Origin of the sequence: Mesorhizobium sp. M1066, from assembly GCF_040318635.1 — a bacterium.
Classification (GTDB): domain Bacteria; phylum Pseudomonadota; class Alphaproteobacteria; order Rhizobiales; family Rhizobiaceae; genus Mesorhizobium.
On record NZ_JAMYMR010000013.1, the window covers coordinates 112,051 to 131,782 of the forward strand.

Annotated in this window: 19 protein-coding genes; 10 read left to right on the top strand and 9 right to left on the bottom strand. The window is 64.5% G+C overall.

Translation table 11 applies throughout. The annotated features are described in order from the left end of the window. Positions 1 to 8 precede the first annotated feature (8 nt). The 4 genes from NKH52_RS18520 (at position 9) to NKH52_RS18535 (ending at position 5,810) form a co-directional block, all read left to right on the top strand. Positions 9 to 1,478, top strand: coding sequence for a sugar ABC transporter ATP-binding protein (locus NKH52_RS18520; RefSeq protein WP_352735085.1), 1,470 nt, complete (start codon positions 9 to 11; stop codon positions 1,476 to 1,478). A 1-nt stretch (position 1,479) separates the two neighbouring features. Then, entirely contained in the window at positions 1,480 to 2,460 is a 981-nt protein-coding gene (locus tag NKH52_RS18525; protein ID WP_352735087.1) for an ABC transporter permease, read from the top strand. A 3-nt stretch (positions 2,461 to 2,463) separates the two neighbouring features. Then, positions 2,464 to 3,411, top strand: coding sequence for an ABC transporter permease (locus NKH52_RS18530; RefSeq protein WP_023811208.1), 948 nt, complete (start codon positions 2,464 to 2,466; stop codon positions 3,409 to 3,411). A 335-nt stretch (positions 3,412 to 3,746) separates the two neighbouring features. Beyond that, positions 3,747 to 5,810: a 3-hydroxyacyl-CoA dehydrogenase NAD-binding domain-containing protein gene (locus tag NKH52_RS18535; protein WP_352735089.1), complete on the top strand. Its 2,064-nt coding sequence runs from the start codon at positions 3,747 to 3,749 to the stop codon at positions 5,808 to 5,810. On the opposite strand, the gene NKH52_RS18540 is transcribed toward NKH52_RS18535, so the two are convergent. Beyond that, a complete protein-coding gene (locus tag NKH52_RS18540) occupies positions 5,807 to 6,622 on the bottom strand; it encodes a response regulator transcription factor (protein ID WP_352735091.1) in 816 nt (271 codons plus the stop codon). The two genes, NKH52_RS18535 and NKH52_RS18540, sit on opposite strands and share 4 nt — an antisense overlap. Before the next feature lie 114 nt (positions 6,623 to 6,736). On the opposite strand from NKH52_RS18540, the gene NKH52_RS18545 reads away from it, so the two are divergent. From NKH52_RS18545 to NKH52_RS18570, 6 genes are all read left to right on the top strand, one after another. Continuing rightward, entirely contained in the window at positions 6,737 to 7,873 is a 1,137-nt protein-coding gene (locus NKH52_RS18545) for an ABC transporter ATP-binding protein (protein ID WP_127296589.1), read from the top strand. Next, positions 7,854 to 9,017: an ABC transporter substrate-binding protein gene (locus tag NKH52_RS18550; protein ID WP_352735093.1), complete on the top strand. Its 1,164-nt coding sequence runs from the start codon at positions 7,854 to 7,856 to the stop codon at positions 9,015 to 9,017. The genes NKH52_RS18545 and NKH52_RS18550 overlap by 20 nt, the downstream gene beginning before the upstream one ends. Positions 9,018 to 9,090: 73 nt before the next feature. After that, entirely contained in the window at positions 9,091 to 9,954 is an 864-nt protein-coding gene (locus NKH52_RS18555) for an ABC transporter permease (protein ID WP_352735095.1), read from the top strand. Beyond that, positions 9,954 to 10,766: an ABC transporter permease gene (locus tag NKH52_RS18560; RefSeq protein ID WP_352735097.1), complete on the top strand. Its 813-nt coding sequence runs from the start codon at positions 9,954 to 9,956 to the stop codon at positions 10,764 to 10,766. The genes NKH52_RS18555 and NKH52_RS18560 overlap by 1 nt, the downstream gene beginning before the upstream one ends. Positions 10,767 to 10,776: 10 nt before the next feature. Then, positions 10,777 to 11,538, top strand: coding sequence for an SDR family NAD(P)-dependent oxidoreductase (locus tag NKH52_RS18565; protein WP_352735099.1), 762 nt, complete (start codon positions 10,777 to 10,779; stop codon positions 11,536 to 11,538). Between the two features lie 303 nt (positions 11,539 to 11,841). Beyond that, positions 11,842 to 12,636 carry a hypothetical protein gene (locus tag NKH52_RS18570; RefSeq protein ID WP_352735101.1) on the top strand — a complete coding sequence of 265 codons (795 nt, stop codon included), beginning with the start codon at positions 11,842 to 11,844 and terminating at the stop codon, positions 12,634 to 12,636. A 119-nt stretch (positions 12,637 to 12,755) separates the two neighbouring features. On the opposite strand, the gene NKH52_RS18575 is transcribed toward NKH52_RS18570, so the two are convergent. The 8 genes from NKH52_RS18575 to NKH52_RS18610 form a co-directional block, all read right to left on the bottom strand. Further along, positions 12,756 to 14,264: an aldehyde dehydrogenase family protein gene (locus NKH52_RS18575; RefSeq protein WP_352735103.1), complete on the bottom strand. Its 1,509-nt coding sequence runs from the start codon at positions 14,262 to 14,264 to the stop codon at positions 12,756 to 12,758. A gap of 20 nt (positions 14,265 to 14,284) precedes the next feature. Continuing rightward, a complete protein-coding gene (locus NKH52_RS18580) occupies positions 14,285 to 14,629 on the bottom strand; it encodes a cupin domain-containing protein (protein WP_352735105.1) in 345 nt (114 codons plus the stop codon). 23 nt (positions 14,630 to 14,652) lie between these two features. Next, positions 14,653 to 14,994: a cupin domain-containing protein gene (locus tag NKH52_RS18585; protein ID WP_352735107.1), complete on the bottom strand. Its 342-nt coding sequence runs from the start codon at positions 14,992 to 14,994 to the stop codon at positions 14,653 to 14,655. 19 nt (positions 14,995 to 15,013) lie between these two features. Beyond that, positions 15,014 to 15,364 (bottom strand): cupin domain-containing protein, encoded by a 351-nt coding sequence (locus NKH52_RS18590; protein ID WP_352735108.1) that lies wholly within the window; start codon positions 15,362 to 15,364, stop codon positions 15,014 to 15,016. 222 nt (positions 15,365 to 15,586) lie between these two features. Then, positions 15,587 to 16,861, bottom strand: coding sequence for a glycosyltransferase (locus NKH52_RS18595; RefSeq protein ID WP_352735110.1), 1,275 nt, complete (start codon positions 16,859 to 16,861; stop codon positions 15,587 to 15,589). A 12-nt stretch (positions 16,862 to 16,873) separates the two neighbouring features. After that, positions 16,874 to 17,947: an ABC transporter ATP-binding protein gene (locus NKH52_RS18600; RefSeq protein WP_352735112.1), complete on the bottom strand. Its 1,074-nt coding sequence runs from the start codon at positions 17,945 to 17,947 to the stop codon at positions 16,874 to 16,876. After that, complete coding sequence (locus NKH52_RS18605; RefSeq protein ID WP_127321342.1) at positions 17,944 to 18,738, bottom strand: ABC transporter permease; 795 nt, start codon at positions 18,736 to 18,738, stop codon at positions 17,944 to 17,946. The genes NKH52_RS18600 and NKH52_RS18605 overlap by 4 nt, the downstream gene beginning before the upstream one ends. Next, a complete protein-coding gene (locus NKH52_RS18610; protein WP_352735138.1) occupies positions 18,731 to 19,573 on the bottom strand; it encodes an ABC transporter permease in 843 nt (280 codons plus the stop codon). Before NKH52_RS18610 ends, NKH52_RS18605 begins: the two co-directional genes overlap by 8 nt. Positions 19,574 to 19,732 lie beyond the last annotated feature (159 nt).

The window sequence follows — 19,732 nt, forward strand, 5'->3', positions numbered from 1 at the left end:
CGTTGAGCATGCCTGAAGGGAACGCTGACATCATCAGACTGAACGGCGCCGAAAAGCATTTCGGCGCCGTTCGCGCGCTGGGCGGCGTCGATTTTCACGTCGGTCCCGGCGAGTGCGTCGGTCTCGTCGGCCACAATGGCGCCGGCAAATCGACGCTGATGCACATGGTGGCGGGCACGCTGGTGCCCGACAGCGGGCAGATCGGCGTGCATGGCGACATTGAGGACAACTACTCGGTGTCGCGGGCGCAGCAGCTCGGTATACGCTGCGTCTTCCAGGAACTGTCGCTGTGCCCCAATCTCAGCGTCGCCGAGAACACGCGCATCAACCACGCTTCGCTGCGTGGCTTCGGCTGGCGGCGCAAGGCGGCCGAGCTGATCGCCGCCAAGCTCGACGAGATATTTCCTGGCCACAGCATCTCGGCGTCCGACATTGTCGGCGACCTGTCGATCGGCCGACGCCAGATGGTGGAGGTGGCGCGCGCCTTCACCGTCACCCAGGATCGTCTCGACCTCGTCATCCTCGACGAGCCGACCTCGTCGCTCGACGCGCATACGGCGGGCCAATTGCTGGCCTTCGTGCGCCGTTTCGTTGCCGGCGGCAAAAGCTGCATCCTGATCTCGCATGTGCTGGGCGAGGTGCTGCGCAACGCCGACCGCATCGTGGTGATGCGCGACGGCAAGGTGGTTGTCGCCGACGCCGCCAGTGCCTTCGACCGCGACCGGCTGGTGACGGCGATGGGCGGCGCGGAAGCGCGCCAGAAGATCGCGGCGCAAATCGCTGCCGCCAAGCCCGGCGCCAGTCCGCTGCGGGTTCGGGCGCGGCCCGCCGCGCAGAAGGACGGCACCGACCTCGTCGCCTGCGCCGGTGAGATCATCGGCCTTGCCGGGTTGGCTGGCCACGGCCAGACCGACCTGCTTCTGGCGATCTTCACTGCTGCATCGCGCGCCCGGGCCGGTATCGAGGTGACCGCACCGGTGGCGCTGGTCGCCGGCGACCGCCAGTCGGACGGTATCTTTCCGCAATGGTCGATTGCCGAGAATATCGGCATCCGCTCGCTGGCGCGGCTGCGCAGCGGGCTGCTGATCTCGCCGCAGCGCGAGGCCGAGCTCGCCGCGTTTTGGCAGAAGAAGATCGGCATCCGCACGCCGGATATGAACAACAACATCTTCTCGCTGTCGGGCGGCAACCAGCAGAAGGCGCTGTTTGCCCGCGCACTCGGCTCGGATGCGCAGATCGTACTGATGGACGATCCGATGCGCGGCGTCGATATCGGCACCAAGCTGGAGGTCTACGACCTCGTGCGCGAAGAGGCCGGCCGCGGCCGCACCTTCCTCTGGTACACCACGGAAACCGAAGAGCTCGACAATTGCGACCACATCTATGTCTTCAAGAACGGCCGCATCGTCGCCAATCTGCGCCGCGACGAGTTGACCGAAGAGAAGATCATCCAGTCCTCCTTCGGCGATGCGGCCTGAAATGACGGCCGCCAGTCTCGACACCGCCGCCAAGACGTCCGCCGAGCGTGGCGCACTGGCCCGTGCCCGTCTGTTGCGCGGGCTGCTGCCGGCGCTGTCGCTGGCGCTGGTGCTGCTCGCCATCGCCTGGCTCAACCCGCGCGCCATCAGCTATTTCGGCTTCAGCCTGATGCTCAATTTGGCGATCCCGATCGCGCTGGCGACCATCGCGCAGATGTTCGTCATCGCCGGCAACGAGCTCGACCTGTCGATCGGCACTTTCGTCGGCTTCGTCGGCTGTGTCACCGCGACCTGGTTGAAGGATGCGCCGCTCATCGGCGCCGTCATCCTGCTCGGGTCGATCGGCATCTATGCGCTGCTCGGCGCGCTGATCCATCTGCGCAACCTGCCTTCCATCGTGGTGACGCTTGGCATGAGCTTCGTCTGGCAGGGCTTGGCGATTCTCGTCTTGCCCAAACCGGGCGGCAAGGCGCCGGACTGGCTGCTTGGGCTGATGGCGTTCAAGCCGCCTTTCATTCCTTTCCCGATCATCGCGGCGCTGCTGATCGGCCTCATCGTTCATTTGGGCCTGATGCGCACATCCTATGGCGTGATCCTGCGCGGTTCGGGCGGCAATCCGGCGGCACTCGGCCGCGCCGGCTGGTCGCTGCTCAAGACCAAGATCGTGCTGTTCGCGCTCGCCGGCCTGTTCGGCGTGCTGTCCGGCATGGCGCTGATCGGCATCACCACATCGGCCGACGCCAATATCGGCAATGGCTACACGCTCCTGGCGGTCGCCGGCGTCATCCTCGGCGGCGGCGAATTCGTCGGCGGCCGGGTATCGCCGATAGGTGCTGTGATCGGCGCGCTGACGCTGGCGCTGGCCGCATCGCCATTGCTCACCTTCATGCACATCCCGCCCGACTGGCAGGTGGCCGCCAACGGCGCCATCCTGATCATCGTGCTGGCGGCGCGGGTGCTGATCAGCCGCAAGGAGAGGTGAGCGATGACATCGGTGAAATCGCTGCTCACCAAACCCTGGATCTGGTCGTTCATTGGCGCGCTTCTGGTGTGGCTGGCGACGATCGCCTTCACCGGCGGTTATGGCGCCGGCGGCATGGTCACTGCGGCCCTGTCGCTTGCGGTGTTCACCGTCATTGTCGGCGTCGGCCAGATGTTCGTCATCACGCTGGGTCCGGGCAATGTCGACCTGTCGCTGCCGGCCAATATCGGCCTTGCCAGCGCCGTCGCGATGAAAGTGATGGACGGCAACGATTCCATGATCGCGGTCGGGCTGCTGGCGGCGCTTGCCTGCGGGGCGGCGATCGGCGCCGCCAACTATCTGCTGATCTGGGCGCTGCGCATCCCGCCGATCATCGCCACTTTGTCGGCCAGCTTCATCATCCAGTCGATCGACATCAGCTACGGACGCGGCTTGCAGATCAAGCCGCCGCCGGGCTTCGCCGATTTCGCCAACCGGCAGGTGCTGGGCATTCCGGTGCTGGCGATCCTCACCGTGCTGTTCACCATCGGTGCGGCCGTCGCCCTGCAGCGTATGATCTATGGCCGCTCGGTGCTGGCGATCGGCCAGAACATTCGGGCGGCGTGGCTCGCCGGCGTCAATGTCGGCCGCATCCGCTTCCTCACCTACACGCTGTCGGGCGCGCTCGGCGGCATCGACGGTGCGCTGCTCGCCGGTTATTTCCGGGGCGCCAATGTCGATATCGGCAATGAATATCTGCTGGCCTCGATCGCCGTCGTCGTCATCGGCGGCACGTCGGTCGCCGGCGGCAAGGCCAATGTGCCTGGCGTGTGGGGCGCGGCGCTGTTCCTGGTGCTGCTTTTGACCATGCTCAACACGTTTGGGGTGAGTGCCGGGGTGCGATTGCTGCTCACGGGGCTGATCATTGTCGGGGTGATCACGGCGGCGGGCGGGCAGAAAGCGCCGCGGTAGCGGGAGCAGGACGCCGACGCTGGCGGGACAGCACCCCCCTCTGGCCTGCCGGCCATCTCCCCCGCAAGGAGGGAGATCGGCAGCTTCGCCGTTTCGTCCGCCTTTCAACGTTGAAAATTGGGAAGGCCGTCGTGACGTCCGATCTCCCCCCTTGCGGGGGAGATGCCCGGCAGGGCAGAGGGGGTGTGAAGGATCTCTACTTCGGCGATGATGGCAGCCGGGCACCTCGAGCCGCTAATCATTGTGCCAGGCCTCCCTCTGGTTTCCATCCACGTCATAGCGCTGTAAATCCAATCGCGCGGCTGCAGGCCGTTCACCATTGTCCGGAGGTTTGCGTGTCCGATTTTGTGAAGGTCAGCCGCGACGGCGACGTCGCCGTCGTCACTATCGACAACCCGCCGGTCAACGCGCTGAGCTTTCGTGTCCGCGAACCCCTGATGCAGGCGCTGGTCGAGCTGCGGGATGATGCTTCGGTTGCCGCCATCGTCATCGCCTGTGCCGGCCGGACCTTTGTTGCCGGCGCCGACATCACCGAATTCGGGAAGCCGATGCAGCAGCCCGAGCTGCGTGCCATCGTGGCTGTTCTGGAAACCATCGCCAAGCCGACGATCGCCGCCATCCACGGCACCGCGCTTGGCGGCGGCCTGGAACTTGCGCTCGGCTGCCATTTTCGTGCCGCCGATTCCGACGCCAAGCTCGGCCTGCCGGAGGTCAAGCTCGGCCTGCTGCCGGGTGGCGGCGGCACGGTGCGGCTGCCGCGCCTGGTCGGCGCGGTGAAGGCGCTCAGGATGATCGTCTCCGGTATGCCGGTCGGTGCGACCGAGGCGCATGCCGCCGGTCTCGTCGATGCCGTCTTCGAAGGCGATCTGACCACGCATGCCGTGAACTTCGCCAGGGAAATTGCCCGCAAGGGTGGCCCCTTCACGCCCGTGCGTGATCGCGATGAGGCGCTCAAGCAGACCGACCTCGCGGCTTTCGACGCCGAGGCTGCGGATCTTGCCAGGAAAGCGCGCGGGCTCGAGGCGCCGATCGCTTGCGCGCAGTCGGTGCGCAATGCCGTCACGCTGCCCTTCGATGCGGCTCTGGCGGCGGAACGTGCGTTGTTCGTGAAGCTGGTCGGCAGCGACCAGTCGCGGGCGCAGCGTCATCTGTTCTTCGCCGAACGTGAGGCGGCAAAGTTTGCGGGCAAGGACACCAAGCGCCGGATCGCCCGCGTCGGCGTCATCGGCGCCGGCACGATGGGCGGCGGCATCGCCATGGCTTTCGCCAATGGCGGCTACTCCGTGACTTTGCTGGAAACCAGCCATGAGGCCTTGCAACGCGGCTTGGCGACCATCGACAAGAACTATACCGTCTCGGTCACGCGCGGATCCCTGACTGAAGATGCTAGGCGCGAGCGGCTCGCTCTGTTCAAGGGCTCCACCGACTATGCCGATCTCGCCGATTGCGACCTGATCGTCGAGGCGGTGTTCGAGGACATGGCGGTCAAGAAGGGGGTTTTTGGCAAGCTCGAAGCGGTAGCCAAACCGGGCGCGATCCTCGCCACCAACACCTCCTATCTCGACATCAACGAAATCGCCGCCTCGACCTCGCGGCCGCAGGATGTGCTCGGCCTGCATTTCTTCTCGCCGGCCAATGTCATGAAGCTCTTGGAGATCGTGCGCGCCGACAAGACCGCGCCCGATGCGCTGGCGACCGTCGTCGATCTGGCGCGGCGGATCGGCAAGGTGGCTGTCGTCGTTGGCGTCTGCCACGGCTTCGTCGGCAACCGCATGCTGGCCGCGCGCGGCTCGGAATCGGAAGCGCTTGTTCTGGAAGGCGCGACGCCCAGCCAGATCGACCAGGTCTTGACCGATTTCGGCTGGCCGATGGGGCCGTTCCAGATGGGCGATCTCGCCGGTCTCGACATCGGCTGGCGCAACCGCAAGGCGCGTGGCCTGTCGGCCGTGATCGCCGACACGCTGTGCGAACAAGGACGTTTCGGCCAGAAGACCGGCCGGGGGTTCTATCTCTACGAGAACGGTTCGCGTACCCCGGTCCCGGATCCGGAGGTCGAGGTGCTGATCCGCGACAAGGCTGCCGAGAGGGGCATCGCGCCGCGCGCGATCAGTGCGGAAGAAATCATCGAGCGCACGCTTTACCCCCTGATCAACGAGGGCGCCAAGATCCTGGAGGAAGGCATAGCGGCCCGCGCATCCGACATCGATGTCGTCTGGGTCAATGGCTACGGCTTTCCCATCGGCAAGGGCGGACCGCTGTTCTGGGCTGGCCTTGAAGGCCCGGGCAAGATTATCGAGCGGCTCGAGTACTGGCATCAGCGGACGGGCAAGGATGTGTTCAAGCCGGCGCCGTTGCTGAAGCGGATGGCCGAGACCGGATCGTGGGAAGCCGGCGGTTAGGGGGCCTGCCGGATCCGCGCGTCGATGATCTCGACGAAGCGCGCGAACAGGCCGGCTTGCGACTTGATCTTGAGCTTGCGGTAGATGTTGCGGCGATGCACCTTCACGGTACCCGGTACGATGCGCATGGCCCTGGCGATCGACTCCGTCGAATGCCCCTGCAGCACCAGGTCGACGACATGCTTTTCGCGCGGCGTCAGCGACAGGCTCTGCCAGATATGGGCACGATCGAATTCATTGACCGGCGCTATCGTCTCGTCCTGCTTCACTGCTGCCGGTTCGTCGGCCGGAAGGGTGGGCCAGCGCAGCCTGGCGAAGCTGATCACCGCCGGCGCCATGTCGCGCAGCAACCTGGCATCGGCGGTGCCGAACGGGCCTGAAGCGCGCAGCCGCATCAGCGACAACACCAGCGTATCCTTGCCCGGCAGCGGCACGAAGAAGCCGACCTCCTCGGCCAGCCTGGTCTGGCTGTAGTAGGAGCGGAAATACTCGCTGGCATAGAAGCGGTCCGGCGCCAGTTCGCGCATGCGCCAGAACCCTTCCTTGCGCTCGACCGCAGCGTGGTGGAACGGGTCGAGCAGATACGGGCCCTCCTGATAGAGCGCGACGAAGACGTGGCTTTCGGCCGGCGAGAAGGTTTCGAACAGCAGCGGCGGGCGCGCCGCGCCGCGATAGCCGAACACCACGCAGTGGTCGAAGCTGACATGGAGCCGCAGCCAATCGACCAGCGCATTGCCGAACAGGTCGCCGCTGGTCTCCCGCGTCGCCGCGACGAGCGTGGCGAGCTGGCTGTATTCGTCGCTGCGGGACAATCTATACCCCCTTAAACGAGAAAATAGATCAGATATACCACCTCAGAGGTATATACTAGCCGCCATTGGCTCTGGTAGCGTCCCGATATTGCCCTGTTGCTGGAGCCATCAGCCTTGACCGCAGTGCCCGACATCGAGTTTCGCGGCGTCACCAAGCGCTATGGCGCGGTGACCGCGGTCAGCGGCATCGATCTCGCTGTCCCGCCCTCCGCCTTTGTCGCGTTGCTCGGGCCGTCCGGCTGCGGCAAGACCACCTGCCTGCGCATGATCGGCGGCTTCGAACAGCCGAGCGAAGGCCAGGTGTTCATTCGCGGCCAGGATATGGCCGGCACGCCGCCCTACCGGCGGCCGGTCAACATGGTGTTCCAGCAATACGCGCTGTTTCCGCATCTCGATGTCGAGGACAACGTCGCCTATGGGCTGCGCCAGGCGCGGCCAAGACTGTCGTCGCGCGAGATCGCCTCAAGGGCGGGCGAGGCGCTCGAAATGGTGCGGCTCGCCGGCTATGGCCGCCGCAAGATCCACGAACTGTCGGGCGGCCAGCAGCAGCGTGTGGCGCTCGCTCGCGCCTTGGTCAACAAGCCGGCGGTGCTGCTGCTCGACGAGCCGCTGGCGGCGCTCGACAAGAAGCTGCGCACCGACATGCAGATCGAGCTGCAGAACCTGCAGCGCGAGATCGGCATCACCTTCGTGCTGGTCACCCACGACCAGGAGGAAGCGCTGTCGATGAGCGATTTCGTCTGCGTCATGAATGGCGGCCGCATCGTCCAGCTCGGACAGCCAAGCGAGATCTATGACGAACCGGCTGACCTGTTCGTCGCCGATTTCGTCGGCAAGACCAATCTCTTGAGCGGTACCGTCGCCGGACATTCGGGCGATCTGGTGGAGGTGGCGCTCGCGAATGGCACCGTCATTGCAGCGCGCAAACGAACCGCCCTGCAGCAAGGCGAGGCCGTTTCGGTCAGCCTGCGTCCTGAATCGCTCAGTCTCGGCGCTCAGACAGGCGGCCCATTCAAAGGCGTCGTCCGCAACCGGATCTTCCTGGGCTCGACGGCGGAATACGCGATCGAGGTCCAGGGCATCGGAACGCTGCTGGCCAAGGCCGATCACCTGATCGGCCACGGCAATCTCTTCAAGCCGGGTGAACCCGTCGCCATCGGCTTTGCCTCCGGAACGCCGCTGGCGTTTGCGGAGACCAAGAACAACGGGGCCAACCAGAGGGTAGATAAACATGTCGAAATCATATCGTGACGGACTGCCGATAAGCTCCGAGAAATTCGTCGACCAGTTGATGCGCCTCAAGCGCGGCTCGATCGGCCGCCGCGACTTCCTCGGCCTCACCGGCCTTGGCATTGCGACTGCGGTGATGGCGCGCGAGATCGGCATCATGCCGACACCGGCCTTTGCCGCCGAAAGCCTTGGCGACCGCATGTCGATCGCCACCTGGCCGAACTATCATGATCCGGCGACCTTCGAGAACTTCAAGAAGGACACCGGCGTCGCCGTCGAGGTCAACGTGTTCGGCTCCAACGAGGAGATGCTGGCCAAATTGCAGGCCGGCGCCTCGGGCTGGAGCCTGTTCGTGCCGACCAACTACACGATCTCGACTTACAAGAAACTCGGCATCATCGAGCCGCTGGAGATGACGAAGCTGCCGAATTTCGATGGCTCGCAGGAGGATCCGCGCTTTACCGGGGAAGGCACGATCGAAGGGGTGACCTATGCGGTGCCGAAGAACTGGGGCACCACCGGCTTTGCCGTCAACACCAAGAAGCTGACCAAGCCGATGACCAGCTGGAAGGAGTTCTGGGACACTGCCATGGCGGAAGGCGACAGCCGCACCATGGTGCATGACTACCAGCTGACCACGATCGGCAATGCGCTGAAATATTACGGCTACTCGTTCAACTCGCTCAAGCAGGACGAACTGGCCAAGGCGGAGGAACTGCTGCTGAAGGTCAAGCCGCATCTGTTCGCGGTCTCCTCCGACTACCAGCCGGGCATGCGCGCCGGCGACGCCTGGATGACGATGTGCTGGACGAATGACGGCGCGCAGCTGCATCGCGACATTCCCGAGATCGCCTATGTGCTGGGCAAGGAAGGCGGCGAGATCTGGACCGACTTCTACGCCATTCCGAAGGATGCGCCGAACAAGCCGGCCGGCTATGCCCTGCTCAACTATCTGATGAATCCGCAGGTGGCGGTGAAGGAGCACCTGGCCAATGGTGCGCCGTCGACCGATGCGCGGGTCAACAAGCTGCTGCCCAAGGAAGTGCTCGACAATCCGATCCTCTATCCGGCGGCCGACCTGTTGACGCCGCTGGAATTCGGCGCGGCGGCAACGCTGACGGATCCCGGCCGCGCCGAATTGATGGCGCGCTTCAAGTCGGCCTGAGCGACGGCCTCAAATTCTTTTCGGATAAGTTGACCGGCGGGTTCATACCCGCCGGCACGGGGCAAATCTCTCCATGCACGGCAGCCGTCTTCGCAGGAATTTTCTGACCGCCATGCTGCTCGGTCCGGCGACCGCGTGGCTGGTGGTGTTTCTGGTGCTGCCATTCATCGCCATCGCGGTGTTCAGCGTCGGTGAGCGGGCGCCGGAAGGCGGCTATCAAGCGGCTTTCACGTTCGCGCAATATGCCAACCTTCCGGCGCGGGCGACCGCCTTCTGGAACACGATGGTGCTGGCGCCGGTGGGAGCGCTCGCCTGTCTGCTCGTCGCATACCCGGTCGCCTACTACCTCGCTCTGCGTGCGCCGCAGCGCTGGCGGCTGATCCTGCTGGCGCTGGTCGTCATCCCGTTCTGGACCAGCCTCCTGATGCGGACCTATGCCTGGATGTATATCCTGGGCGGGCGCGGCATCCCGGCTCTGCTGTCCTATATCGGTTTCGAGGATATCAGGCTGATCAACACGCCGGGCGCGGTGCTGCTCGGCATCGTCTATGGCTACCTGCCGCTGATGATTCTGCCGATCTATGTCAGCCTTGAGCGGCTCGACCGCAGGCTGCTGGAAGCCTCCGCCGATCTCGGCGCGACGCCGCTCTCGACCTTCCTCGGCGTGACCCTGAAACTGTCGCTGCCGGGCGTGATGACCGGCTTCTCGCTGGTCATGATCCTGCTGCTCGGCGAATATCTGATCCCGACGCTGCTTGGCGGCGGCAAGGTGTTCTTCATCGGCAACGCACTGGTCGACCTATTCCTGCAATCGCGCAACTGGCCGTTCGGATCGGCCATCGCGATCACGCTGGTGCTGGTCTCGGTGGTGGTGCTGATTGCCGCCAACCGCATTTCGACCCGGGTTTCGGGCGCTCGCCGGGTGGATCTGATCTGATGCGCACCTTCGTCATTGCCGTCTTCGCTTTCCTCTATCTGCCGATCGCCCTGGTCGTGCTGTTCTCCTTCAATGCCGGCCGTCATGCCAGCGAGTTCACCGGCTTTTCGGTTCAGTGGTACGGTACGGCGCTGGCGAACCCGTTCCTGGTCGAAGCGCTGAAGAACAGCCTGTTCATCGCCACCACCAGCGCCTTGCTGGCGGCGTTCTGCGGCACTGCGGCGGCACTCGGCCTGGCGCGTGTCGGCATCAGAACACGCGCGGTATTCGATGCGCTTCTGGGCGCCGCGATCGTCGTTCCGGGCGTCGTCATCGGCATTTCGACGCTGGTCGCGCTCGTCCAGCTGTTCACGGTCGTCAATCCGTTCCTCGCCTCGATCTGGCCCGACGACCAGCCGCCGCGCCTCGCGCTCGGCTACGGCTCGATCATCGCCGCGCACGGCCTGTTCTCCATGGCGCTGGTGACGATGATCGTCGGCACGCGGCTCGGCGGCCTCGACCGCAATCTGGTCGAGGCGTCGAGCGATCTCTACGCGACGCCGTTGACGACGTTCCGCTCGATCGTGCTGCCGCAGATCATGCCGGCCGTCGTTGCCGGCTTCCTGCTCGCCTTCACCTTCTCCTTCGACGATTTCATCATCGCCTTCTTCGTCGCCGGGGCGCAGACGACGCTACCGATCTATGTCTTCGCGTCGATCCGGCGCGGCGTGACGCCGGAGATCAACGCCATCGCGACGATCGTGCTCGTCGCCTCCGTGCTGCTCGTGGTGCTTGCCCAATGGCAATTGCGCCAGCGCAAGCCGTCGAACTGAAAGTCGCATCATGATCCTCAAAGACCGCATCGCCGTGGTGACAGGCGCCGGCTCCGGCATCGGGCGCGCCGGCGCCATGATCATGGGCAGGGAAGGCGCGGTGGTCGTCATCGCCGACAGGGATCAGGCCGCTGGCGAAGCAACGGCTTCGGAGATGCGGGCAGTGGGCGGGCAGGCCGAGGCGATCGCGACCGATGTCGCGGACGATGGGGCGCTGGAAAAGCTCATTGCCGGCACGATCGAGAGGCACGGGCGCATCGACATCCTGCACAATCACGCCGGCATCCAGGTCGGCGGAACGCTGACCGAGGTCGAGGTCGGCGGCATGGACGCGTCATGGCGGGTCAATGTGCGGGCGCAGTTCCTGGCGGCCAGGATGGTCATGCCGTCGATGATCGCACAGGGCGGCGGCGTCATCCTCAACACCGCCTCCAATTCGGGCGTGTTCTACGACCGTGAGATGATCGCCTACGCAACCTCCAAACATGCGGTGGTGGCGATGACGCGGCAGATGTCGCTCGACTATGCCCGGCACAATGTCCGCGTCAACGCGCTCTGTCCGGGCTGGGTCGACACGCCGTTCAACGACCCGTTCATCGCCCAGATGGGCGGACGCGAGGCGATCGAAACCTATGTCCGCACCAAAATCCCGATGGGACGCTGGGCCAGCGCCGATGAGATCGCCGAAGCGATCCTGTTCCTCGTCTCCGACCGCTCATCCTTCATGACTGGTCAGGCGCTGGTGATCGATGGCGGCGAAAGCATCGGCTGAGACCTATGCTTTCGTCATCAACCTCCTTTATTTCAGCGCCTTTCCAATACACTGCTCTACGACCTTCCTGGTGCCGCTGGTCGGCAGATAAGACTATGGTCCGGTCGGCATGGGACTTCAGTGCCATGGCCGATCAAGATCGTTGATTTGTGTTTAATATCAAATGGTTATGGTGCCGGCAGGTTGTCAGATCGCGTATTGAGACCACATTTGTCTAAAGTTTACTCTGTACAATTAGTAATTCCTCATACGACGGTCGCCTAGCGGTTGGGCGAAGGGTGGCGATGCCCTGAGGAGATTACCATGACAAACCGAAAAACTCTGTTCGCGGCGCTTGCCGCATTGGCGCTTCTGGCATCTCCGGCGCTCGCCGGAGCCGGCGGCAATGGGCACGGCGGCGGCAATGGCGGTGGCAATGCCGGCGGCAACGGCAATGCCGGCGGCAACGGCAACGGCGGGGGAAATGCCGGCGGTAACGGCGGCAATAGCAATGGCAAGAGCGACGCTTCGCACGGCAAGTCTTCGTCGGCTCGGGGGCAGGTGGCAAAGGCCAAAACGGATGACACCACGGTCGACAAGACCACAAAGGTCTCGTCGGTTCCCAAGGAGAAGAACATCCACGCCAAGCTCGGCCGGCTGAACTCGCTTCAGCGCAACATCAACGCCTATATGAACTCGAAGAGCAAGAAGTTCGCTGCCATCCAGGCCTTTGTGACGCAGTCCGCCAAAGCCAAGGTCGCTCAGGCCGCCGCTGAAGCGGCCCAGGAGAAGCTGGATGCGCTGAATTCTCAGTTGACCGCGCTGACGTCGCTGACGCCCGAGCAGATTGCGGCCATGACGCCCGAAGATCAGGCGGCCTTGCCTGGGAAGATAACGGATCTGCAGGCCGAAATCACTGCCCAGGAGGCAGAGGTCACCGCCGCCAATGAGGCGGCTGCCGCGGCAGAGGTCGGCACCGATGATGCATCGCTCGATGCGGCGCTGACGGACATGGCCAACAAGCCGGTCGACGACGACGTCACGGCCTGGGCCCAAGGGGTCCTTGCCGGCAAGATCGACCAGACGGCGGCCGCGATGGAAGCAGAAACGACGCCGTAACGATCGTCGCCGAAACGGCAGTATCAGTCAAAGAAGGTGCCGCCGGGTTCGCTCGGCGGCATTGCTGTTTCCCGGCCATGATCGGGCAGGCTATCCCTGGATAGCGAGGTTCGAGACACTCATACGTGCTTGCGGCCGCCGGTCGCGCGGAACCAGCTGTCGGGATAGGGATACCACCAGTCCTGGATCGCCGGTTTGTGGTCGATGATCACCATTTTGGAGCGGCGGAAGGCGTCGAGCCCCTGGCGGCCAAGCTCGCGGCCGAGGCCCGAGGCCTTCCAGCCGCCGAAGGGCAAGGCATCATTGTCGATCAGCGGGTTGTTGACCCAGACCATTCCGGCTTCGAGCCGTTCAGCCGCCTCGTGGGCTTCGGCCAGATCGGTGGTGAAGACAGAGGCGCCGAGCCCGAACGGGCTGTCATTGGCAAGCCGGATCGCCTCATCGAAATCCCTGACCCGGCAGATGGCGGCGACCGGTCCAAAGCATTCCTCGCGCACGATCGCCATGTCCGGGGTGACGCCGGTCAGGATCGTCGGCTCGTAGAACCAGCCGACATTGTGCGCAGGCGGGATGCGTCCGCCGGTGATCGCCTCGGCGCCGTGGGCAATGGCATCGTCGACAAGACGCATGACCTTGGTCCGCGCGCTTTCGCTGACCAGCGGTCCGATCTCGGTCTTGTCCATGCCGTTGCCGATGCGCAGCGCCCGCGTCCTTTCGGCGAACAGCGCGACGAAGCGGTCATGAACGGCATCGACGACGAAGAAACGCTCGGCCGAGGTGCAGACCTGGCCGGTGAGATGGAAGGCCGCGGTGACGCTGCCGGCTGCCGCTACATCGAGCGGCGCGTGTTGGCTGATGATAAGCGGATCGCTGCCGCCGGCCTCGATGACGCAAGGCTTCATGCGTTCGGCGCAGGCTACCGCCACCGCCTTCCCGGCGGCGACCGAGCCGGTGAAGGCAACCGCATGAGTGCGGTCCGACGCGATCAGCGCCTGCGCCGTGGCCGCTCCACCAGGCAGGCAGGAGACCTGCCCCTCCGGCAGCGAGCGGAACACGGTCATGTAGTCCAGCGTCGACAGCGTCGTCGCCTCGGCCGGCTTGATGACGCAGGCATTGCCGGCGGCGAGTGATGCGGCGACCGTCCAGCACATCAGCAGGATCGGAAAATTGTAGGGCATGATGTGGACGGAGACGCCATAGGGCTCGTAGCGCGCATACTGGAACGAACCGGCCTGTGTCGTGCCGGCGATCTTGCCGGCATCGTCGCGCGCCATCTCGGCGTAGTAGCGGAAGATCGGCGCGCAATTGGCGATTTCGCCGATCGCTTCCGGATAGGGCTTGCCCATCTCGCGCACCATCAGCTCGGCGCAGCGCGTAAAGTCGGCCGCCTCAATGGCGTTGGCGACGGCATGCAGATGCTTGGCTCGGCTCTTGGCGTCGAGCTTTTTCCAGGCGGCCTGCGCCTTGGTCGCCGCCGTGAGCGCGGCATCGATCTCGCCGTCGGTGGCCGCCGCGATGGCGCCGACTGTTTCGATCGTCGCCGGATCGATCACCGGCTTGTTGGCGCCGGCCATCGGCCGATAGTCCGGATTGACGAAGAAGGTCGGCCGGTCAGGGAAGAAATCCATGGGCATCCTCTCGGATCCGCTCAGCGGATCATGTAGACCTTCTTGATCGTCTCATGGACCGTGCAGACGCCCTTCCAGTCCTGCGGGAAGAAGGCGGCGGTGTCCGGCTCGATCTCGATGACTTCGCCGGATTCATGCACGTAGGTGCAGCGGCCTTCGAGGAAGTGGCAGAACTCGTCGCGGGTGACATGGCAGTGCCATTTGCCTGGGCTGCAGACCCACAGGCCGCATTCGGAGCGGCCTTCCGGCCCCTTGTACAGCAGCTTGCCCGAGGTGTGGGATTGCCCCTCGATCATGGTCGGAATGACGCCCCAGTCGACGAGGTCGGTAATGGTGAGCGGGGATTTCATGATGGGTGTGGTCATGTCGATTTCCTTGAAAAGAGTGCTCAGCGGCACATGAAGGCCTTGGTCAGCGTTTGCGTGATGATGGAGATGCCGTTCCAGCCGGCGGGGAAGAATACAAGCGTGCCGGCCTCGACCGGGATCTCTTCGCCGTCGTCATGGACATAGCTGCCACGGCCTGAGAGGAAATGGCAGAACTCGTCGGCGCCAAACGTGACCTTGCGCGTGCCCGGCGTACACGACCACAGGCCGCATTCGCTCGATCCGTCCGGGTTCTGGGACAGGATCCTGCCCGAGGCGCGCGGCGAACCGGAGAGCGTGTTGCTGCCCGCGCCCCAGTCCTCCAGTTCCACGCTCGAGGCCTTCGGCCAGTGCGGTGTCGGCATGTCATGCTCCCATGAAGTGTCAGGCCAGCATGTAGACGTTGCGCATGGTCTCATGCACGGTGCATTCGCCCGCCCAGCCAGCTGGGAACATGACCACGGTCCCGGCGGAGACTTCTATCAGCTCACCGACATCGGACCGGTAGGTCGCGCGGCCGGCGACGAAATGGCACAATTCGTCGCGCGGGATGCTCAGGCGCCAGCGGCCGGGCGTGCACACCCAGATGCCGGATTCCGGCTGGTTGTTCGGCCCCTTGTGCACGAGTTTGCCGGTCGAGTGGGAGGCACCGTCCAACACATCCGGCTGGGCGCCCCAGTCGACGAGATCGGCGCGGGTGGAGGCCTGGTAGAGGTGGGGAGCGGAGGAGGTCATGCGGAGGCTCCTGCGCGATGGTTGCTATTCATATGCTGCGCCAGGGCACCCCCCTCTGGCCTGCCGGCCATCTCCCCCGCAAGGGGGGAGATCGGATGTTGCCTCGGCCTTCGCCAATCACCACGGCTGCAGAGTGAGAACCGGCGGCGAAGCTGCCGATCTCCCCCCTTGCGGGGGAGATGTCCGGCAGGACAGAGGGGGTGCTCAGGCTCGACATATCGCTCACAGCAATCCCTCCAGCAATCCCGCCGCTTTCTCCGGCCCGTTCTGCCCCCGCATCTGTGCCGATGTCTTCCCCAGCTTGGCTTTCATGGCCGGATCGGTCAGGCAGGTTTCGATCCTGGCAACCAGCTCGGCATCGGTCCAGTCGTAGCGCGGCATGCCGAAGCCGTGGCCGGTCTCCTCGACGCGGGTGGCGTTATCGTGACCGTCCCAGACATAGGGCATGATGATCGCCGGCTTGCCGAAATAGAGGCACTCGGTGAACGAGTTGTTGCCGCCGTGGTGAATAACAGCGTCGACCTGCGGGATGACCGAAGGCTGCGGGAACCAGCTCTCGACGATGACATTGCCGGGCACGTCGGTGTACTGGTCCTTGTAGCCGCCGACATTGACCAGAGCCCGGTAGCGCGTCATGCCCAGCGTCGCGATGATGCGCTTCAACAGCTCGACATCGCCGGCGCCGAGACTGCCGAAGGAGACATAGAGCAGCGGCCCGTCATTGTTTTTGGCGAATGTCGGCACCGTGTAGGGTTTCTCCTGCCGCACGCAGCCTTCCAGATACTGGAACTTTGCCGGGTCGAGCGGATGGCGGCGCTTGAACTTTGCCGCTTCGGGATAGAGCAGCAGGTTCAAATAGGGCGAGGCCTCGAAGAACTGGCCGATCGGATAAGGCGCCTCGTTGTTGGCGGCGAGGAAGGCGTTGAAGTCGTCATGGATCGGCTTGATCACCGCGTTGAAATGATCGCGGTAGCGCTGGTGTCCAGCATGGTCATTCTCGCCGCAGCCGGAGAGATGCGGCGGGATGTCTTCGTCCTCGATCTCGTTTTCCGAGCAGGAGATGACACGCACCCACGGCTTGCCGTACTGCTTGATCGCCGGAAACAGAATGACGTTGTCGACGCAGATCACATCCGGCTTGATGGCTGAGAGAACGTGCGGCAGATCCTTCTGCGCCCATTTGGCGCTGTCGACGATCGCCGTCCAGCAATCCTTGACGTAATTGTCGACCTGGTCGTAGGGCGATTTGCGGAAGTTCGGGATGTGGCCGTTGATGAAATCCTCCCAGAATTTGGCCATCTGCTCGGGCGGCATCGGCTCGGACAAGTTCACCGGATGCGCCTCGAAGCCGTAGCCCTTGTAGACATCGACAAAGCCGGGGTCGGACAGGAAAACGGCCTTGTGGCCGCGCGCTTCGACCGCCTGGGCGATGCCGACGGAATTGAGCGCCGGGCCGTAGGCCGCTTCTGGAAAAAACGCGATCGTCTTCTGCGCCATCAGGCTTCTCCTTTATTCTGCGAAAACTCTGACATCGGCGGCGTCCCAGCCGAGTTCGACCTGGTCGCCCGACGCGACCGGCCGGCGGTCGGCGGCATCAGCGGTGACGCGCACCAGGAACGGCTTTGGCGACAGGCCCGTGCGGACATGCAGCTGCAGGTCGAGCCCCTGATAGGCCAGCGCCTCGACCGTGCCGGTGGTGCGGTTGGCGGTTTCACCCGACGGGAACAGCCGGATGCGTTCGGGCCGCACCGACGCGACAGCGGATGCGCCGATGGAGAGCGCGGCAGGAACCTTGCCGGATATCCGCGTGCCGTTGGCAGCCACCACACCGTCGGTGGCGGCTTTACCGGGCACAAAATTCATCACGCCGATGAAGTCGGCGACGAAACGGTCGGCCGGATGCTCATAGATCGCGTGCGGCGTGTCGCATTGCAGCAGCTTGCCGTCCTTGAGCACCGCCATGCGATCGGCCATCACAAGCGATTCTTCCTGGTCGTGGGTGACGATGACGAAGGTGATGCCGACCTCATGCTGCAGGCGCTTCAATTCCAGCTGCATGGCGCCGCGCAGCTTCTTGTCGAGCGCGCCAAGCGGCTCGTCGAGCAGCAGCAGGCGCGGCCGCTTGACCAGCGCGCGGGCGAGCGCGACGCGCTGCTTCTGGCCGCCCGACAGTTGCTCCGGCTTGCGGTCGGCGAAGGGGACCAGCTCGGTTGTCGCCAGGATGGCGTCGACGCGGGAGCGGATTTCTGACGCCGGCAAACGTTCCATCTCCAAGCCGTAGGACACATTGGCCCTCACGCTCATATGCGGAAACAGCGCGTAGGACTGGAACATCAGATTGACCGGCCGCTTGTTGGGCGGGATCATGGCGATGTCGCGGCCGTCGAGCAGGATGCGCCCGTCATTGGGCGTCTCGAAGCCGGCCAGCATGCGCAGCAGCGTGGTCTTGCCGCAGCCGGACGGGCCGAGCAGCGCGAAGAACTCGTTCTCTCTGATATCGAGCGAAATCCCGTCGACGGCCGTCACCCGGCCGAAGTTCTTCGACACCTTGTCTATGGCCAGCAGCGTGCGCGGTTCGCTCATTGGCCTATGATCCCACGGTTGAGCCGCTGCGACAGGGTCAGCGCGGTGATCGAGACCGCCATGACGATGGTCGCCAGCGCATTGATCTCCGGCGTGATGCCGAAGCGGATCATCGCGTAGATCTGCATCGGCAGCGTCGTCGAGGCGCGACCGGCACCAGCGGTGAAGAAGGCTATGATGAACTCGTCGACCGAGAGCGTGAAGGCAAGCAGCGCGCCTGCGATCACCGCCGGCGCGATGACCGGCAATGTCACCCGCCGGAAGGTGGTGAGCGCGGAGGCGCCGAGATCGGCTGAGGCCTCGACGATCGACCAGTCGAAACTCTTCAGCCGGGCGCGCACCACCGAGCAGACGAAGGCGAGGTTGAAGACGACATGGGCGAGGATGATGGTGTGCAGGCCCATGGTCAGGTTGAGCATGGAGAAGAACGACAGCAGCGCGATCGCCAGCACGATGTCGGGAATGATCATCGGTGCGAAGATCAGCGCTTCGAGGCCCTTGCCGTACTGCCGACGCATCTCGATGCCGATCGCCAGCAGCGTGCCGAGCAAGGTTGCGATGGCCGTCGAGACCAGCGCCACGATCAGCGTGTTGAGGGCGGCGGAGAGGATCGCCGAATTGCCGGCCAGCGAGGCATACCATTTCAGCGAAAAGCCCGACCATGCCGTCGGCAACCCGCCTTCGTTGAAGGACAGTGCCACCAGCACGGCGATCGGGATGTAGAGGAAAGCGAAGACGAGGCTGAGCACGAGCCAGAGCGTGCGCCGCGTGGCGGGAGAGCGCTCAGCCATCGGTGTCTCCGCCGGCTTGCGCGGTATGACCCGAGGCGCGATTGGCGGCCAGTGCCTGCGCCATCAGCACCAGAAGCATGATGGCGATCAGCGCCATGGCGAGTGCCGCCCCGAACGGCCAGTCGTTGGCGGTGAGGAACTGGTCGTAGACGAGGTTGCCGATCATTTGGAAGCGGCCGCCGCCAAGCAGCGCCGGGGTAACGAAATTGCCGATCGACAGCACGAAGATAAAGACCGCGCCGGCGGCGATGCCGGGCACGGTCAGCGGCAGGATGACACGGCGGAATGTGGTCATGGCGGAGGCGCCGAGGTCGCGCGAGGCCTCGGCGAGTTCCGGGTTGAGGCGCGACAGTGGGGCGTAGCAGGCGAGGATGACGAAGGGTAAATAGTTGTAGACCAGACCGGCGATGACGGCGCCTTCCGTGTAGAGCATCGACGGCGGTTCGCCGGTGTAGCCGAACCAGCGCAGCAGCTGGGTGATCAGGCCTTCGCGGTTGAGCAGAACGATCCAGGCATAGGTGCGGATCAGATAGTTGGACCAGAACGGCAGCACGGCGAAGAACAGGAAAATTGGCTGCAGCCGGCGCGGGGCGGCTGCGATAGCGTAGGCGGCGGCATAGCCGATCACCACCGCGATCAGGGTGGCGGTGCCGGCGATGCGCGCCGAATTGAGGAAGATGCCGGCATAGAGCGGGTCGAAGACCAGGCCGAAATTCTCCAGCGTGAAGGTGTATTCGATGCCGCCATAGATGCCGCGCCGGAAGAAGGCGAGCGCCAGCACCAGCGCGCACGGCACCACCATCAGTGCGGTCAGCCAGAGCAGCGCCGGGGCCATCAGCAAGGAGGAGCGAGAGGGTAGGTGCTTCACGAAGTGCCCCCCTCTGCCCTGCCGGACCCGGCCTTTCGCTTTCGCTTCGGGCGTTCGTCGTTCGGAAAGCCAAGCAATTGGCTTTCCGTCCGTTGCGCGGACCACTTCTCACCCCCCTCAAGGGGG

What these genes read in the sequence shown, in the direction of transcription:
- NKH52_RS18580 (WP_352735105.1), bottom strand. Translation starts at nt 14,629, where the DNA reads ATGACCACACCCATCATGAAATCCCCGCTCACCATTACCGACCTCGTC.
- NKH52_RS18595 (WP_352735110.1), bottom strand. Translation starts at nt 16,861, where the DNA reads ATGGCGCAGAAGACGATCGCGTTTTTTCCAGAAGCGGCCTACGGCCCG.
- NKH52_RS18575 (WP_352735103.1), bottom strand. Translation starts at nt 14,264, where the DNA reads ATGGATTTCTTCCCTGACCGGCCGACCTTCTTCGTCAATCCGGACTAT.
- NKH52_RS18555 (WP_352735095.1), top strand. Translation starts at nt 9,091, where the DNA reads ATGCACGGCAGCCGTCTTCGCAGGAATTTTCTGACCGCCATGCTGCTC.
- NKH52_RS18550 (WP_352735093.1), top strand. Translation starts at nt 7,854, where the DNA reads ATGTCGAAATCATATCGTGACGGACTGCCGATAAGCTCCGAGAAATTC.
- NKH52_RS18570 (WP_352735101.1), top strand. Translation starts at nt 11,842, where the DNA reads ATGACAAACCGAAAAACTCTGTTCGCGGCGCTTGCCGCATTGGCGCTT.
- NKH52_RS18610 (WP_352735138.1), bottom strand. Translation starts at nt 19,573, where the DNA reads ATGGCCCCGGCGCTGCTCTGGCTGACCGCACTGATGGTGGTGCCGTGC.
- NKH52_RS18525 (WP_352735087.1), top strand. Translation starts at nt 1,480, where the DNA reads ATGACGGCCGCCAGTCTCGACACCGCCGCCAAGACGTCCGCCGAGCGT.
- NKH52_RS18520 (WP_352735085.1), top strand. Translation starts at nt 9, where the DNA reads ATGCCTGAAGGGAACGCTGACATCATCAGACTGAACGGCGCCGAAAAG.
- NKH52_RS18560 (WP_352735097.1), top strand. Translation starts at nt 9,954, where the DNA reads ATGCGCACCTTCGTCATTGCCGTCTTCGCTTTCCTCTATCTGCCGATC.
- NKH52_RS18600 (WP_352735112.1), bottom strand. Translation starts at nt 17,947, where the DNA reads ATGAGCGAACCGCGCACGCTGCTGGCCATAGACAAGGTGTCGAAGAAC.
- NKH52_RS18585 (WP_352735107.1), bottom strand. Translation starts at nt 14,994, where the DNA reads ATGCCGACACCGCACTGGCCGAAGGCCTCGAGCGTGGAACTGGAGGAC.
- NKH52_RS18565 (WP_352735099.1), top strand. Translation starts at nt 10,777, where the DNA reads ATGATCCTCAAAGACCGCATCGCCGTGGTGACAGGCGCCGGCTCCGGC.
- NKH52_RS18605 (WP_127321342.1), bottom strand. Translation starts at nt 18,738, where the DNA reads ATGGCTGAGCGCTCTCCCGCCACGCGGCGCACGCTCTGGCTCGTGCTC.
- NKH52_RS18530 (WP_023811208.1), top strand. Translation starts at nt 2,464, where the DNA reads ATGACATCGGTGAAATCGCTGCTCACCAAACCCTGGATCTGGTCGTTC.
- NKH52_RS18590 (WP_352735108.1), bottom strand. Translation starts at nt 15,364, where the DNA reads ATGACCTCCTCCGCTCCCCACCTCTACCAGGCCTCCACCCGCGCCGAT.